13 protein-coding genes and 1 pseudogene are annotated in these 16,339 nt (G+C 63.6%); 6 read left to right on the top strand and 8 right to left on the bottom strand.

Annotation, left to right across the window (positions count from 1 at the left end):
• Positions 1-123: 123 nt before the first annotated feature.
• Complete coding sequence (locus CAG22_RS16540; protein ID WP_085705813.1) at positions 124-906, bottom strand: SDR family oxidoreductase; 783 nt, start codon at positions 904-906, stop codon at positions 124-126.
• A 250-nt stretch (positions 907-1,156) separates the two neighbouring features.
• On the opposite strand from CAG22_RS16540, the gene CAG22_RS16535 reads away from it, so the two are divergent.
• Positions 1,157-1,663, top strand: a complete 507-nt coding sequence (locus tag CAG22_RS16535; RefSeq protein WP_025339481.1) for a GNAT family N-acetyltransferase — start codon at positions 1,157-1,159, stop codon at positions 1,661-1,663.
• Between the two features lie 332 nt (positions 1,664-1,995).
• Here the strand turns inward: CAG22_RS16535 and imm45 are convergent, their stop codons facing one another.
• The 4 genes from imm45 to CAG22_RS16515 form a co-directional block, all read right to left on the bottom strand.
• Entirely contained in the window at positions 1,996-2,325 is a 330-nt protein-coding gene (gene imm45 / locus CAG22_RS16530) for an Imm45 family immunity protein (protein WP_085588167.1), read from the bottom strand.
• Positions 2,326-2,740: 415 nt separating this feature from the next.
• Positions 2,741-3,664, bottom strand: a complete 924-nt coding sequence (locus CAG22_RS16525; RefSeq protein WP_085588169.1) for an MBL fold metallo-hydrolase — start codon at positions 3,662-3,664, stop codon at positions 2,741-2,743.
• Between the two features lie 98 nt (positions 3,665-3,762).
• Positions 3,763-4,965 carry an NAD(P)/FAD-dependent oxidoreductase gene (locus CAG22_RS16520; protein WP_085588171.1) on the bottom strand — a complete coding sequence of 401 codons (1,203 nt, stop codon included), beginning with the start codon at positions 4,963-4,965 and terminating at the stop codon, positions 3,763-3,765.
• Positions 4,966-5,234: 269 nt separating this feature from the next.
• The gene (locus CAG22_RS16515; protein WP_085692999.1) at positions 5,235-5,609 is read right to left on the bottom strand and encodes a response regulator transcription factor; all 375 of its coding nucleotides are present in this window, start codon (positions 5,607-5,609) and stop codon (positions 5,235-5,237) included.
• A gap of 342 nt (positions 5,610-5,951) precedes the next feature.
• Between CAG22_RS16515 and CAG22_RS16510 the strand changes: the two are divergent.
• Positions 5,952-6,176: pseudogene (locus CAG22_RS16510) on the top strand (LysR family transcriptional regulator); the annotation flags it as partial.
• A gap of 37 nt (positions 6,177-6,213) precedes the next feature.
• On the opposite strand, the gene CAG22_RS16505 reads toward CAG22_RS16510, so the two are convergent.
• Positions 6,214-7,227, bottom strand: a complete 1,014-nt coding sequence (locus tag CAG22_RS16505) for a GlxA family transcriptional regulator (protein WP_085705812.1) — start codon at positions 7,225-7,227, stop codon at positions 6,214-6,216.
• 270 nt (positions 7,228-7,497) lie between these two features.
• Between CAG22_RS16505 and CAG22_RS16500 the strand changes: the two genes are divergently transcribed.
• The 4 genes from CAG22_RS16500 (at position 7,498) to CAG22_RS16485 (ending at position 14,972) form a co-directional block, all read left to right on the top strand.
• Complete coding sequence (locus CAG22_RS16500) at positions 7,498-8,160, top strand: response regulator transcription factor (protein WP_085705811.1); 663 nt, start codon at positions 7,498-7,500, stop codon at positions 8,158-8,160.
• A gap of 75 nt (positions 8,161-8,235) precedes the next feature.
• Positions 8,236-13,731 (top strand): trifunctional serine/threonine-protein kinase/ATP-binding protein/sensor histidine kinase, encoded by a 5,496-nt coding sequence (locus CAG22_RS16495; protein WP_085705810.1) that lies wholly within the window; start codon positions 8,236-8,238, stop codon positions 13,729-13,731.
• Positions 13,732-13,800: 69 nt separating this feature from the next.
• A complete protein-coding gene (locus tag CAG22_RS16490; RefSeq protein WP_085588180.1) occupies positions 13,801-14,223 on the top strand; it encodes a MerR family transcriptional regulator in 423 nt (140 codons plus the stop codon).
• Complete coding sequence (locus tag CAG22_RS16485) at positions 14,223-14,972, top strand: SDR family NAD(P)-dependent oxidoreductase (RefSeq protein WP_085588182.1); 750 nt, start codon at positions 14,223-14,225, stop codon at positions 14,970-14,972. The genes CAG22_RS16490 and CAG22_RS16485 overlap by 1 nt, the downstream gene beginning before the upstream one ends.
• A 50-nt stretch (positions 14,973-15,022) precedes the next feature.
• Here CAG22_RS16485 and CAG22_RS16480 read toward each other — a convergent pair whose 3' ends face one another.
• Positions 15,023-15,754 (bottom strand): alpha/beta fold hydrolase, encoded by a 732-nt coding sequence (locus CAG22_RS16480; RefSeq protein WP_305880078.1) that lies wholly within the window; start codon positions 15,752-15,754, stop codon positions 15,023-15,025.
• 196 nt (positions 15,755-15,950) lie between these two features.
• Complete coding sequence (locus CAG22_RS27825) at positions 15,951-16,184, bottom strand: hypothetical protein (protein ID WP_139833474.1); 234 nt, start codon at positions 16,182-16,184, stop codon at positions 15,951-15,953.
• Between the last annotated feature and the right edge of the window lie 155 nt (positions 16,185-16,339).

Here is a 16,339-nt window from a genome sequence, read left to right as displayed (position 1 = left end):
AGCGATAATCCACAGGCCAAGCTGTCGGCCGTGATCAACTAAACGGCAAGCTCAATGGCCAAAGCCATGATGAGTTACACCACTTCCCGGGACACGATCACGGGTAGGGCTTCTCTGGCCTTCTCAGGATGCCTTTTCCATTGCCTTGCGGGACATCCTGAGCACCAGTTTGCGAGGCAACAGCGGAACAATCCAGTCGAGCATGACGCGCAACTTGCCTTCATTGAACGCAACCAGTTCACCACGCTCCATGGCCTGGTAACCGCATTGCGCCACGGATTGTGCCGTCCTGGCATTGTTCCAGGCATCCACACCCTGCAGATCACCTGCGGCGACGAAACCTGTTGCGACCGCGCCCGGGCACAGCGCAGTGGCGGTTACACCGTATTCCCGGGTTTCCTCGGCGATAGCCTGGGTGAAGGATGTCACGAATGCCTTGGTGGCGTAGTAAACCGCCTGCAGGGGGCCTGGTATGAACGAGGCGGTCGACGAGACGTTGAGAATACGCCCGCGTCGACGCAACACCATCGCCTTCAGATAATGATGGGTCAGAGCGGTAAGCGCGGTCATGTTCACTTGCATCATGGCTAGATCGGCAGCGATGTCGCGTTCGACGAACTTCCCGTGGCCACCGAACCCGGCGTTGTTGATCAGAACGTCGATGGACAACCCCAATGCTTCGGTGGCAGCGAATACCCGATCTGCTGCGCCAGGATCGGCCAGGTCTTCCACGATTACATACACTTTCACGCCGTATCGAGTCTGAAGTTCCTGCTTGATGGACTCCAGCTTGTCACGCGAGCGCGCTACCAGGACGACATCGCCACGCTTGGCCGCATGGAGGCGTGCCAGTTCCAGTCCGATGCCACCCGAGGCGCCAGTGATCAATGCGGTGTCGGTAACCATGTTTTCTCCTTGCTTGGTGCAATACGTTTGGGCAAGGAGATGCTACGGTGCGGGTTTGGGGATGGCACTAGCACAAGATGCCATGGCTGATTCCGATTGCGCCAAGCTGTGGTTCGCGCAACGCGAGCCAAGCGTTATCCATTACTGATAGCGACTGCTTTCTAGCCGAAGCAGACATCAGGTGTAGCCGCAGTCGAGCCGCAGCTGGCATGCTTGTTGATCGCTAGCGGGAAGACGCAGGGAGTCTACGATGGAACGGTCTTGCATTACTTATTACCTGGAAATGACCTCGGCTTCCGAGCTGCAGGAAAAACCACAGCGTCACGACCTTCAAATCATCGAATGTGAAGTGCCTCAGGCGGAATTCAATCGGTTTCTCTACAAGCTGGTAGGAACGCCCTGGGAGTGGGGCGATCTTGATAGCTGGAGCAGTTCCGAATGGCAGGCACTCGTTGAACAGGAGTGCCACCGTACCTGGGTTGCCTATCACCGTGGCGCGATAGCCGGCTATTACGAGCTTTATCGCCCCGATGGCTGTAACTGCGAAATCCGCTACTTCGGGTTGGCACCGCAGTTTCTAGGGTGTGGCTTCGGCGGGGCACTCTTGAGTCACGCTGTTCGATCTGCGTGGGAATGGCAAGGTACAGAGCGGGTGTGGGTACACACATGCACGTTCGACCATCCTGCCGCGCTTGGAAATTATCAGGCGCGCGGATTTCGTGTTTTCAAGCAGGAGGAGACGCAGCCAAGCCAATGAGCGCTGGGGCCAGACTGCGAAAGCTCGCCATGGAAGAAGGCGGCCGTTCACGAGTGGCCGTTTTCGACCCAAAGCGAACACTGATCCAAAGCTCTGTAGTCAGTGCAGGCCTCATCGCCGGCAAGCCGGCTCCCACAGGAATATCACCAGCCTTCAGGCATGCGCTGTACTTGTGGGAGCCGCGCTTGCCGGCGATGGGCCGCGAAGCGGCCCCGATTACAGATGTCCGCTTTGGGTCGATAGCTGCCGGTCGGGGATGACCGGTTTCGACCCAGAGCAGTCGTTCGAGGCGTCTACGAAAACCAGAGTCGATTCGGTGCGACACCAACCGCTCAGCATCTGGAGGGGTGCGAACCAGGTTTATAGCCTTCAATCACAAGGACTTGTGAGACTTCACAGTCCGGATAGATCCACTTGCCCCAGTTGGCCAAAACCCACTCCTTGCTGAGGCCAAGGCATTCGGCATTGCTCTCCCTAGGTAGCCAAACCAGCGGCAGGCCGGCCTTATAGCCAGTGGTAACCATCAGCCCAAAGCGACGATCCTCGTCCAGTGTTTCAAAAACCATGAAATCGACAACATCTTCATACGGGTATGAACCCTTGGCTCTGAATACGGTTCCACGACTGAAAACCTCATTTGAGCATTCAAGAAGTGTTGTCATAAAATTCACTTTTCCTTATGTACAGGCAGCCCAAGGCTTTGAGCAGTTTACGACAACTCGTGGCTCAAACGCCTGCTGGGAGGCTGAAGATAGAGTTCGTCGAGCGGCCGCTCTGGGTCTAAAGCTGCTGGTCGTGGAGAGCTCGGTTAGGTATTTGGGCATTGAGGTCGATGACGCTCTGGAGATGGCGGAACAGACTGAGGTTTGACGATGTTATCTCTTTTAGCACCGGGATACAGGCCGGAGCCTTTTGAGGGGAGTTACCAGCGGAATCCAAAACTCTTCTATTTGAATACTTGCCTGCGCCTGAAGGTGCGCCTCTGCTACTAACCAGTTACTGACATTGAAAATCAAAACCCTTGTCCCGCTGGGTCCTTGAAAGGCATCCAGCGGAACAGGGGTAGAACATTTGGTATCAGTAGTTCCAGAAGCCTGCAATCCACCGGAAGGTATCACCATCAATGGCTACGCGGCCAACCGAAGGGAAGGGCAGGTGGGTGGCGACGAACAGTTCGCCACTTGCCGCCGCCTCGCGCAGCAGGCGCACGCGCACTTGGACCGACTCTTCCGGGTCGTGCTCGAAGCCGTTGTGCCATTCCGGGTGGTCGAAAGCCACCGGGAACAGCGCGTCGCCGGCGAAGGTCAAGCGCTCGCCGGCGGAATCGACGTAGACGATGCAATGGCCGGGGGTGTGACCGCCGGTAAGCTTGGACACCACGCCCGGCGCAACCTGGTGTTCGTCCTCGAAGATGTGCAGCCGGCTTTCGTAATGCGCCATGAATTCATTGGCAGTGCGACGCAGGACATCTGGGACTGGCTGCGGCATTTCGGTCAGGCTGAAGTCCGGGATCTTCCAGAAGTCGACTTCGGTAGCCGTGACGTGGATGCGCACCTCAGGGCTCAGACCGTTCTTCACAGTGTCGGTCAGCAGCCCGCCGATGTGGTCCATGTGCATGTGTGTGATCACGATATCGGTGATCGACGACAGCTCGATGCCGGCATCCTTCAGGCGCTTGGGGAGCTGCCCGGCGCGGGGGAAACCGGGGAACTGGTTGCCCAGGCCGGCGTCGATCAGGATGGTCTGCTCACCGCTGCGCACCAGCAGCACGTTCAGTGCCCAGTCGAACATGTCCGGGCCCAGGTACATCTCCTTGAACCACGCCGCGCGCTCTTCCGGCGTGGCGTTGGTCGACATGGTTTCGGTCGGCAGCGGCAGCACGCCGTCGCTGACCACCAGCACGTCGATCTCGCCCACGCGCAGGGCGTAGCGCGAAGGCACCAGTTCCTGGGCCGGGGTGGTGGCATCGGGCTGGGCGAAGGTATTCAGGTGCATGGTCATGGTGGTCTCCTGTTGCTTGTTAGGTCCGGTCCATCAGGCGAATGGCGCTCCCTCGGGGCCAGGGAGTGCGGGCGGAGCGAATAAAGTGGATAGAGCGATCAGGCCACCGGGATCAGCGGGTCAGCGGCGGCCAGGGCGGCGCGGCGGTCGGCGGCCGGCGGGTAGATCCAGACGGTATTGATCTGCGTCTTGAGTTCCTTGGCCTCGGCCTTCACCAGCTTCAGCTGGCGGTCCCAGCCTTCGGTATACACGGCGCCCCAGGCGCCGAGGTCTAGGCAGGTGACGTACTTGGGCTGGCGGTACTGGGTCGGGGCAACGCCAAGCAGGTCGGCGGCGGCGTTGTTGCCGGCGTGGCGTCCGAGGCTGATGGCGTGCTGGCAGGACATCGCGGCGAAGTTGCCGATATCGTCGGTCGCGGCGTAGGCGACGTCACCGGCGGCGAAGACGTTCTGCAGTCCACGAACCTTGAGGTTGCCGTCCACGTGCAGGCGGCCCTGACCATCACGTTGGGCTGTCAGCTGTTCGGTCAGCGGGCTTGCGCGGAAACCCACAGTCCAGATTACTGTGTGGCTCTCGATGTGGCGGCCGTCGGCGAGCGTCACGCCGTTGGCGTCCACGGCCGCGACGGTGGCGCCGGTGATCCATTCGATGCCCAGGCTGTCGGAGGCCTCGATGATCGATGGGCGGATGCCTTCGCCCATTACCGCGCCGATGCGCTCGCCGCGATCGACGATGACCACGCGGACATCCTGGTCTTCACCCAGTATCGCACGCAGGCGGGCCGGCATTTCGGTGCCGGTCTCGATACCGGTGAAGCCGCCGCCGGCGATCACCACGGTGTTGCGTGCGCGACCGGCCGGCTGGTTGCGCAGCGACATCAGGTGGCTTTCCAGATGCGCCGCCGATTCGATCTGGTCGACGTCGAAGGCATGCTCGTTCAGGCCCGGTACCGGCGGGCGGGACAGGTGGCTGCCGCTGGCCAGTACCAGGCGGTCGTAGCTCAGCTCCCCAGCGCGGCCGGTTTCATCGCGGTAGCCGACCTTACGGGACTGCTCGTCGATGCTCTCGGCGGTGCCCTTGACGAAGCGCACGCCCACGACCTCGAACAGCTCGGTCAGCGGAGCGAACATGCTGTGCACATCGGGTTCGTAGAAGCGCGGGCGGATGCGCAGTTCAGGCTGCGGCGCCAACAGGGTGATTTCCACATCGTTGCGGCCGTGCATGTCCAGCAGGCGGGCGGCGCTCAGTGCGCTCCACAGTCCACCGAAGCCCGCGCCAATAACCAGAAGTTGCTGTTTCATCATGTGCTCCTGACTCGAATGGATGAATTTCCTTGAAGTCACTGCTTCAAGTTCGGCGTGACGCTGACGGGTAGTTGCAAACCTGGTTTGCGTTGTGCCGTCTGCAGTCATCCGCTGTGAGTCCATGCTAGGGAGGAAAACTTCCGGGCGCACTTCTACATCGGTGTGCAGGAATTACGCATGTGTTGAAGAGAACTATACGAAGGTATCGACGGGGAGCTGCAGTGCAGTGATCAGGGACGGGAATAGCTTGCGGGGGATTTTCGCGTTCAGGATTTCAGAACTAGGGCAGTTTCGATGCAGGCCAGCAATTGTTCCGCTTCGAACGGCTTGGGCAGGCAGGCGATAACGCCGGGCATGTCCGTGCTGATACGTGGCCGCTCGCCGGGGTAGGCGGTCATGAAGATCACCGGAAGGTCCAGGCCACGGCTGCGCAGCGCTTCATAGAGCTCCACGCCGCACATGCCCGGCATCTGGATATCGGAGATCAGGCAGCTGGCCAGTTCCGGGCCGTCGGAGCCGAGGAACTCGCGCGCCCCACCGTAGGTGCGCGCCAGGTAGCCGGTGGCGCGCAGCAGGCCTTCCAGTGCGGTGCGAAGGGATTCATCGTCGTCGACTACTGCAATGACAGCCTTGATGCGCATTTGCGTCTTTTGCATCCTCTGGGGCGCGCGTGGCGGCGCCTGCCGTATTTGCAAGATACGCCGTCGAACAAGTCGGAGAAGTATACCTAGGTATCGTCGGGCAACACCTGGGTATGGATATTCCGGCTGGCCGTCTGATGCGGGTGATATTCGCAGCAGGACGTTGAGCGGAACAATACCCAGGTATTAGTTCGGATAACCAACGGGTGGCGATATTGCACCCATGTACAACTGACTCAGCGGTTACGCCTGAATAGCCTGCAATCACATCGCAAGCCTGGAGAAGTGAGCCGGCTCTGCGAAAGGCAGTTCGGATGCAACTTTCACCAGGCGGGCGAAACCATGAACAGAAATGACCTGCGACATGTTGATATCAACTTGCTGGTTGTCTTCGAAACCATGATGCGCGAGCGCAACGTGACCCGGGCGGGCGAACGCCTGTTCCTCTGCCAGGCCACCGTCAGCAGTGCGCTGAACCGCTTGCGGACGATGTTCGACGACCCGCTGTTCATTCGCAGCCTGCGCCCGGTGCGTGGCTGCTTTGCCCGCCACCTGGAGCTGCAGCCGGAGCGTTCGCTGGCGCTGGCCGTGGCCTGAGCGAGGCTCAGCGGCTGAAGCGGCTGCGGTAGTCGCGCGGGGAGATCGACAGGTGGCGCTGGAAGGTGCTGCGCAGCCGTTCCTCGTCGGCGAAACCGCAGGCGCGGGCGATCTGCTCGATGTTGCGCGAGGAGTTCTCCAGCAGGCGTTTTGCCGCTTCCAGGCGCAACAGTTCGATGGCCTTGGCCGGTGTGCGCCCGGTACGTTCCTTGTACACGCGGGAGAAATTGCGCAGGCTCATTTTCGCCTGCTCGGCGAGGCGTTCCACGGTCAGTTCCGGATCCCCCAGATTCTCCGCCAGCCACAGGTGCAACTCGTCGAAGGCCGGGCTGTCCTGGGTCTGTAATTGCAGCAGGGTGCTGTACTGCGCCTGCCCGCCGGGGCGCCTGAGGTAGACCACCAGCTCGCGCGCCGCCTGCATGCTGACATCGCGGCCGCAGTCGGCTTCCACCAGCGCCAGTGCCAGATCGATGCCGGCAGTGACCCCTGCCGAAGTCCAGACCGCGCCCTGTTGGATGAAGATCGCGTCGGCGTCCACCTCCAGAGCCGGGAAGCGCTGTTGCAGGGTGTCGCACAGAGCCCAGTGGGTCGCGGCGCGGCAGCCGTCGAGCAGCCCGGCCTTGGCCAGCAGGAAGGCGCCGCTGCACACGGAGGCCACCCGACGCACTTTGGACCCCGCGTGGCTCAGCCAGGCCGCCAGTTCGCCGTGGCTGTCGAGGGTTTCGCCGATGTCCGGGGCGCCCGGGACGACCAGGGTGTCGACCTCGGCGAGGTCGAGTTCAGCCAGCACGCTGCTATCCACCGACAGTCCTTCGACGGTGCTCACCAGTCCGCCGCGCAGGCTCGCCGTCAGCAGCCGGTAGCCGGGCAGGCCGCGCTGGGCCAGGGCCTTGCTGGCGGCCCAGAACACGGTCTGTGCGCCGCTCAGGTCGAGCAGGCCCATCTGCGGGTAGGCGACGAAGGCGACGGTGATCGGCGTCGTTGCCGGGAGCGGGTAAGGGAGCGCAAAGGCGCTTGCCATCGGGGTTCTACCTGTTCGGGTGGCCGGTCGGAAGTGGGCCGAAGGTGGCCGATATTCAGGGGTTTCTGGCCTGGCGGCGCTTCGCTTCGCCAGGCTAGCCTTGCGCGCAGCAGCGTTATGGCGTGCTCCATGGCGCGCGTTATGGCCAATATCCCGAAGGTATCGCTCCGGCCCCATGACCATTGGGCTGGCACTTTGCCGCGGGCCCCATCATGGACTAAATTTTTTGATCTGCACACCGCGAGTATCGCGGTCCCCCAAGGAGGCAAGATGAGCTCGTCGTCGCATTCCAATCCGCCGCAAGGCCCGAAGGAGCCGGTGGTCTATGTGGTCGATGACGACGAGTCCATGCGCCTCGCCCTCGATGGCCTGCTGCGCTCCATCGGCTTGCAGGTGCAGACCTTCGATTCGACCCAGGCCTTTCTGTCCTTTGCCCGGCGTGACGTCCCCAGCTGCCTGGTGCTCGACGTGCGCCTGCGCGGCGAGAGCGGCCTGGCGTTCCAGGAGCAGATGGAGAAGAGCGGGGTGCGTATGCCCATCGTGTTCATGACCGGCCACGGCGATATCGCGATGACGGTCAAGGCCATGAAGGCCGGCGCGGTGGACTTCCTCGCCAAGCCCTTTCGCGACCAGGACATGCTCGACGCGGTGGCCAGCGCCCTGGCCCGCGACGGTAAGCGGTTGCAGGTCGAACAGTCCGGCGCGGCGCTGCGACAGGCCTTCGAGGCGCTGACCCTGCGTGAGCGCGAAGTGCTGCGCTTCGTCGTCGCGGGGTTGATGAACAAGCAGATCGCCGCCGAGCTCAACCTCAGCGAAGTGACCGTCAAGGTTCACCGTGGCCAGGTGATGAAGAAGCTGGCCGCCCGCTCGGTCGCCGATCTGGTGCGCATGGCCGAGGCCCTGGGCGTCGAGCCGTTGCAGCGGACGACCTGAGCGCCGCCACGCGTATCGCATAACAGTCGCTGACCACTGGGGGCAGCAGAAAACCTTTCAGAGGTTGCCGAACCGATGGCCAGCAAACAGAAGATCCTATGGGACGACGGCGAGCGGGTATTCTGCCGCGTCCGTCCATCCGGTGACGACGGCGCCAGCGTGCTGCTTGTGCGCCCGGCCGCTGAACATCCGTTGCCCGCCACGCTGGAACGGCTGGCCCACGAGTACAGCCTGCGCGACGAACTGCACAGCGCCTGGGCACTGCGCCCGCAGGCGCTGCACCGTGAAGGCGGCAAGACCCGCCTGCTGCTCGATGACCCCGGCGGCGAGCCGTTGTCCCGTGTGCTGCGCCAGCCGCTGGACATCGCAACCTGCCTGCGCCTGGCCGTGGACATCGCCGTGGCGCTGCGCCACTTACACCAGCGCGGCCTGGTGCACAAGGACCTCAAGCCCAATCACATCCAGGTCAATTGCACCGATGGCCAGGCCCGCCTGACCGGCTTCGGCCTGGCCTCGCGGTTGCCGCGCGAGCGTCAGGCGCCCGAACCGCCGGAGACCATCGCCGGCACCCTGGCCTACATGGCGCCGGAACAGACCGGGCGGATGAACCGCTCCGTCGACTCGCGCAGCGACCTCTATGCCTTTGGCGTGGTCCTCTACCAGATGCTCACCGGCACGCTGCCGTTTTCCGCCAGCGACCCGATGGAATGGGTGCACTGCCACATCGCGCGCAAGCCAACGCCGCCCGGCGAACGGGTTGCCGGCTTGCCACCGATGCTCTCGCAACTCGTCCTCAAGCTGCTGGCCAAGACCGCCGAGGAGCGCTACCAGAGCGCCTCCGGCGTCGAACACGACCTGCGCCGTTGCCTGGACGACTGGCAGCGGAGCGGGCGCATCGAAGCCTTCAGCATGGACGAACAGGGCACGCCCGATCGCCTGCTGGTGCCCGAGAAACTTTACGGTCGCGAGCGGGAAGTGGAGATGCTGGTCGAGGCCTTCGCGCGCATCGTCGCCAGCAGCACGCCGGAGCTGGTGCTAGTGTCGGGCTATTCTGGAATCGGCAAGTCCTCGGTGGTCAACGAGCTGCACAAGGTGCTGGTCCCGCCGCGCGGGTTGTTCGCTTCCGGCAAGTTCGACCAGTACAAGCGCGACATTCCCTACTCGACACTGGTGCAGGCCTTCCAGGGGCTGGTGCGCACGTTGCTGGGCAAAAGCGGTGACGTGCTGGAGGGCTGGCGCAGCGACCTCTTGCAGGCGCTGGAGCCCAATGCCCGGTTGATCACCGACCTGATTCCCGAGCTGCGGCTGATCATCGGCGACCAGCCGCCGGTGCCCGATCTTGAGCCGCAACAGGCGCAGCGCCGCTTCCTGTTGGTGTTCCGCCGTTTCATCGGCGTGTTCGCCCGCGCCGATCACCCGCTGGCGCTGTTCCTCGACGACCTGCAATGGCTGGATGCGGCGACCCTCGACCTGCTCGAAGATCTGCTCACCCATTCGGAGCTGCGCCACCTGATGCTGGTGGGCGCGTACCGAGACAACGAGGTGGATGCCAGCCATCCGCTGACTCGCAAGCTACAAGCCATCCGCCAGGCCGGCGTGCGCATCGACGAGATACGCCTGGCGCCGCTAGCCCGGGCGCACATCGAGCAACTGATTGCCGAGGCCCTGCGCTGTCCGCCGCCGAGCATCGTCGCGCTGGCCCGGCTGGTGCAGGACAAGACCGCCGGCAACCCGTTCTTCGTCATCCAGTTCCTCCAGGCGCTGGCCGAGGAACAGTTGATGACTTACGACCACGAGGCGCGGCGTTGGCGCTGGGAGCCGGAGCGCATCCACGCCAAGGGGTTTACCGACAACGTCGTCGACCTGATGGTCGGCAAGCTCGCGCGCCTGCCGCTGGAAACCCGCCAGGCGCTGCAGCAGCTGGCCTGCCTGGGCAACACCGCGCAGATCAGTACCCTGGCGACCGTGCTCGACCTGCCGCCGGTGAAGGTGCATTCAATACTCTGGTCGGCTGTGCGCCAGGAACTGGTGGAGCGCCTGGAAGGCGCCTGCGCTTTCGTCCACGACCGCATCCACGAGGCAGCGTATTCGCTGATCGCCGAAACCGCCCGTGCCGAGGCGCACCTGCGCATCGGTCGCCTGCTGGCCGAGCAGACGCCGCCGGAACGCCGCGAAGAAGCGATCTTCGAGATCGTCGGTCAGCTCAATCGCGGCGCCCGGCTGATCGAGGCTCGCGCCGAGCGCGAGCAACTGGCCGATTACAATCTGCTGGCCGGGCAGCGCGCCAAGGCTTCAAGCGCCTACACCTCGGCGTTGGCCTATCTGCGCGCCGGCATGCAACTGCTCGACGGCGATTTCTGGGAACGCCGTCACGACCTGGGCTTTGCCCTGGAACTCAACTGTGCCGAATGCGAATTTCTCACGGGCCAGCTGGCGCAGGCCGATGAGAGGCTCACCGCGCTGACGCCACGCGCCGCCACCACGGTGGAGCAGGCGGCGGTGGCCTGCCTGCAGATGGACGTGTGCCTGTTGCAGGACCGCAGCGACAGGGCGGTCGCCGTATGCCTAGCCTACCTGGACGCAGTCGGCATCCACTGGTCGGCGCACCCGGACGACGAGCAGGTGCGCGAGGAATACCAGCAGATCTGGACGCAGTTGGGCGAGCGCAGTATCGAGCAACTGATCGACCTTCCGCTGATGGAGGACGCCGCCTCCCTGGCGACTCTCGATGCCCTCGGCAAACTTTTCGCCCCGGCGCTGCAGAGCGACGCCAACCTGGCTAGCCTGACCATCTGCAAGGCCGTAAGCCTGAGTCTGGAGCGGGGCAACTGCGACGCCTCCTGCATGCTTTATGCGAACGTGGGAAGGATTGCCGGCCGCCGCTTCGGTGACTACGAAGCCGGCTACCACTTCGGTCGCCTGGGCTGCGACCTGGTCGACCGGCACGGGATGAATCGTCATGAGGCTCGCACCTACCTGTGCTTCTCGATGTTCGTGGCGCGCTGGATGCGCCCGGTGCGCGAGTGCCGGGAACTGCTGCGCCGGGCTTTCGTCGCGGCCAACCGCGTCGGCGATCTGGCTTACGCCGCCTATGCCGGTAACGGCCATATCGCTGATGTGCTGTTCCTCGGCGAGCCGCTGGCGCAGGTGCACGTAGAGGCCGAGCAGGGACTGGCTTATGCGCAGAAGGTGCGCTTCGGCCTGGTGGTGGACTTCATAAGCACGCAGCTGGCGCTGATCCGTACGCTGCGCGGGCAGACCCCGACCTTCGGCTGTTTCGACGATGAGCTGTTCGACGAGGCGCGTTTCGAGGCGCACCTGGACAGCACGCCGGGCCTGGCGCTGGCAGCGGCCAAGTACTGGATACGCAAGCTGCAGGCCCGCTGCATGGCGGGCGATCACGCGGCGGCCATGCACTGTGTGGCGCGGGCGAAGGCGCTGCTGTGGGTTGTGGAGACCTTTACTGAGGAGTCCGAATACCACCTCCATGCGGCGCTGACGCTGGCTGCCACTTTCGATTCCGCGGCTGTCGATGAGCAATCTGAGCGCCTGCGAGAGCTGGCCGTGCATCACGCGCAATTGCAGGAGTGGGCACGGCAGTGCGGCGAATCGTTCGCCTGCCGGGTTGCTCTGGTGGGCGCGGAAATCGCCCGGGCCGAAGGGCGTTTGGTCGACGCAGAGTTGCTTTACGAAGAGGCCATCCGCCAGGCGCAGGACAACGGCTTCGTGCAGATCGAGGCGCTGGCCAACGAGCTGGCGGGGCGCTTCTACGGCGCGCGCGGCCTGGCCAAGATCGCCCGCGTCTACCTGCAGGACGCGCGATACGGCTACCTGCGCTGGGGCGCCGATGGCAAGGTGCGTCAGCTGGAAGGGAAACATCGCTACCTGCGCAACGAGGAGCCCGCGCCCGGCCCGACCGCGACCATTGCCACCCCGGTGGAGCACCTGGACCTGGCCACCGTGCTCAAGGTATCCCAGGCAGCCTCGGGCGAGATCGTCCTGGAGAAGCTGATCGACATGGTGATGCGCACCGCCATCGAGCAGGCCGGCGCCGAGCGTGGCGTGCTGGTTCTTGCCGAAGCGGGTGAGCCACGCATAGCGGCGCTGGCGACTGTCGGCGACGACGCGATGCAGTTGTGCAACGAACCGATCCGCGCGGCGACGCTGGCCGAGACGGTGCTCTACCAGGTGCTGCGCACTGGCGAGAGCCTGTGCCTGGACGACGCCATGGCCGAGCCGGGCCTCACTACCGACCCCTATGTCCGGCAGCACGGCGCGCGTTCGATCCTCTGCATGCCGCTGATGAACCAGGGCAAGCTCACCGGCGCGTTGTACCTGGAGAACAACCTCTCGGCGTGCGTGTTCAGCCCTGCACGGATCGCCGTGCTGCGACTGCTGGCCTCGCAGGCGGCGACCTCGCTGGAGAACGCGCGCCTTTATCGCGACGCCGCGGAACGCGAAGCGAGGATTCGCCGGCTGGTGGACGCCAACATCATCGGCATCATCGTCTGGAGTGCGGGCGGCGAGATAGCAGAAGCCAACGACGCTTTCCTGCGCATGGTCGGCTACGAGCGTGATGACCTGCTTTCCGGCCGCGTGCGCTGGCACGACCTGACACCGCCGGAGTCCTTCGCGCTGAGTCAAGCGCACCTTGCCTCGGCTATCCGGACCGGGCATGCACAGCCCTTCGAGAAGGAATACATCCGCAAGGACGGCAGCCGCGTTTCGGTGATCGTCGGCCTGGCGGCCTTCGAGGCCAGCCAACAGGAGGGGGTGGCCTTCGTGCTCGACCTCACCGAGCGCAAGCAGGCCGAGGAGCGCGTGCGCGAGGGCGAACGTCGCTATCGCGAGGTGCAGAACGAACTGGCCCACGCCAACCGCGTGGCGACCATGGGACAACTGGCAGCGTCTATCGCCCACGAGGTGAACCAGCCGATCGCCGCCACCGTGACCAACGCCAATGCCGCCCTTCGCTGGCTGGGGGCACAGCCGCCGGAGCTGGGTGAAGTCAGCCACGTGCTGGGGCGCATCATCAAGGACGCCAACCGCGCCGCCGAGGTGCTGGGGCGCATCCGCCAGCTGATCCGCAAGACACCGCCGCAGAAACAGGCCGTGGACGTCAGCGCGGCGCTGCGCGAGATGGTCGACTTCACCCGCGGCGAGGCGGCCAAGTGCGGCGCCGTGGTGCGCGTCGAACTTGCCGACGGCCTGCCGAAAGTGGAGGGTGACCGGGTAGAGTTGCAGCAGGTGATGCTCAACCTGATCGTCAATGCCCTGGAAGCCATGGACGGTGTGCCCGTTGGCGAGCGCCACCTACTGGTCTGTTCCGAGTCCGATGCGGGTGGCGTGCGAGTGAGGGTGTGCGATAACGGCCCGGGGTTCGCCGAGAACAACGCCGACCTGATCTTCGCGCCGTTCTATACCACCAAGGCCACTGGCATGGGCATGGGGCTGTCGATCTGCCGCTCGATCATCGACAGCCATGGCGGCCATCTCTGGGCCAGCGCCAACCAGCCCCGTGGTGCGGCGGTGCAGTTCACCCTGCCGGCGCATCCCACAATGGCCGACTGAAAAAGCGAAAGGGGGCTTGACCTTGACACTAGCGTCAAGCCCCCAGAGTGCTCCCCATCGGAGGTCAACATGCAAATCGGAGAGCTGGCCTTACGCGCCGGCGTCAGTACACGCGCGCTTCGCCACTATGAGTCGAAGCAGCTGATCGAGTCGGCGCGGCTGGACAATGGCTATCGCGACTACGCCGCGTCCATGGTGCAACGCGTGCTCTGGGTGCGCGAGCTGCTCGAGTGCGGCTTCAGCACCCGGCAGATCCACGGCCTGCTGCAGTACCTGGAGGAGGAAGAGGACAGCGAAGGCTTCCTCGCCTGCCTGCAGCAGCACCTGGAAAAACTGGTGGCCCTGGACGCGCTGCAGGCCCAGCTGGCCGAGCGCCGCGAACGCCTGGCGGAAAAGATCGAGCGCTATCTGCCCCTGCAACAGGACCTGCTGCGTGCTCCCGATTTGCGACCTCCCAAACGAGCGGATTCACAAGCAACGTTGGAGATATGATGGGAAAGCTAAGCAACAAGGTCGCCCTGGTCACGGGCGGCAACAGCGGTATCGGCCTGGCCACCGCGCAACGATTCGCCCAGGAAGGCGCCGAGGTGGTCATCACCGGGCGTCGTCGGCAAGCGGTGGAGGAGGCGGTCGAGCTCATCGGTGAAAACGCCGTGGGCATCTGCGCCGACGCCAGCCGGTTGGAGGAGCTGGACGACCTGTACCAGCAGATCGGAGAGCGCTTCGGCCGCCTCGATGTGCTGGTCGCCAACGCTGGCGTCATCCGTCCGGCTCCGGGCGATCAGGTCGATGAAGAGCAGTTTGACGAGCAGTTCGATATCAACGTCAAAGGCGTCTTCTACACCATCCAGAAAGCGCTACCGCTGCTGCGTGACGGCGGCTCCATCGTGCTGGTGTCGTCCATCGCCCACCTGAAGGCGCTGGAGGCCCACGTTGTCTACGCGGCGACCAAGGCGGCGGTGCGCTCCTTTGCCCGCAGCTGGGCAGCGGAACTCAAGGGCCGTAACATCCGCGTCAACTGCCTGAGCCCCGGCCCGGTCCGGACGCCGATCATCGGCAAGATGGGCATCGGCGAGGCGCAGTACGGTGAGTTCGAAAGGCAACTGGCGGGGTTAATTCCGCTGGGTCGGCTCGGTCGCCCTGAAGAGCTGGCGAACTCTGCGCTGTTCCTCGCTTCGGACGACAGCAGCTTCATCACCGGCGTCGACCTGTGCGTCGATGGCGGGCTGTCGCAGCTCTGAATGGAATAAGCCTGGGGCTCTGTGCCCCGGAGCTTTCGCTTGCAGCGGCATCAGCCCTTGATGAAGGCCAGCAGGTCCGCGTTAATGGTCTCGGCGTGGGTGGTGCACATGCCGTGGGGCAGACCGGGGTAGGTCTTCAGGGTGCCGTTGCGAAGCAGCTGGATCGAGAGGCGCGCGGAGTCGTCGAGGGGGACGATCTGATCGTCCTCACCGTGGAGCACCAGTGTCGGCACGGCGATTTGCTTCAGGTCTTCGGTAAAGTCGGTTTCCGAGAAGGCCGCAATACAGTCGTAATGGGCCTTGGCCCCGCCGTTCATGCCCTGGCGCCACCAGTTGCCGATCACCGCTTCGGAGACCTTCGCGCCCGGCCGGTTGAAGCCGTAAAAGGGGCCCCCTGCGACGTCGCGGTAGAAGTTCGAGCGGCTGGCGGCGAGCGCTTCGCGGAAGCCGTCAAACACCTTGAGCGGCAGGCCGCCGGGGTTCTTCGCGGTTTTCAGCATGATCGGCGGCACCGCGCCGATCGGCACCGCCTTTGCGACGCGGCCGGCACCATGGCGTGCGACGTAGCGGGCAACCTCGCCACCGCCAGTGGAATGGCCGATATGCACGGCATTCTTCAGATCCAGGTGCGCAACCAGTTCCGCAAGTTCCGCGGCGTAGGTGTCCATGTCGTTGCCTTTGTCGGTCTGTGTGGAGCGACCGTGGCCACGGCGGTCATGGGCAATCACGCGGTAACCCTGGCTTGGGGCCTGCACCATCGTCCATGGGTATCGCACATCCATACCTAGGTTTCACGGATGAACACTCTATGACTAGAGCTCGTCGGTTTACCGAACGTAGATCCTTGGGGGCTGGAAGCGATGCAGCACAGATGTGCCCAGCTTTCGAAGAGTTAAGAGGGAGTATTGGTCTGCTACCGACCCATAGCGGTCAGTTCCTCTGACAGCCTCAGACGAAGACTCCAGGCTGGGATAGCCACTATTGACCCAGGCGTATTTTCTCCAGCTCCGCTAAAGCGATCAGCAGTTCGGCAACAGACTGTGGCTTATGGAGATTGACGCCAGTTTGACGCGCCACCAGTTCAATTACAGCATCACGAGGCAATCCTATTTTTTGAGCTACCAGCAGGTCGCATGAGCGCGCATGTGACGCACGGTGCGAGAGTGGCTCGATGTCATCTAGCAGTTTTTTCTTATGCGAATTGAAGGACATTCTTTTACCAGAGTATTACTCGTCAACCTTGCTGCCAACGCTACTGCTTCGTCATAGTATTGCTCAAGGGCTGCTCTGGGTCGAAAGCCGTCAGTCACTACCGACCGGTATCGACCCAAAGCGGACAGTGATCCAAAGCACTGTTGTCAGTACCG

Source organism: Pseudomonas sp. B8(2017) (genome assembly GCF_002113575.1).
Classification (GTDB): domain Bacteria; phylum Pseudomonadota; class Gammaproteobacteria; order Pseudomonadales; family Pseudomonadaceae; genus Aquipseudomonas; species Aquipseudomonas putida_Z.
The sequence above is the reverse complement of the archived record's forward strand: the minus strand, read 5'-3'. Positions and strand labels throughout refer to the sequence as shown.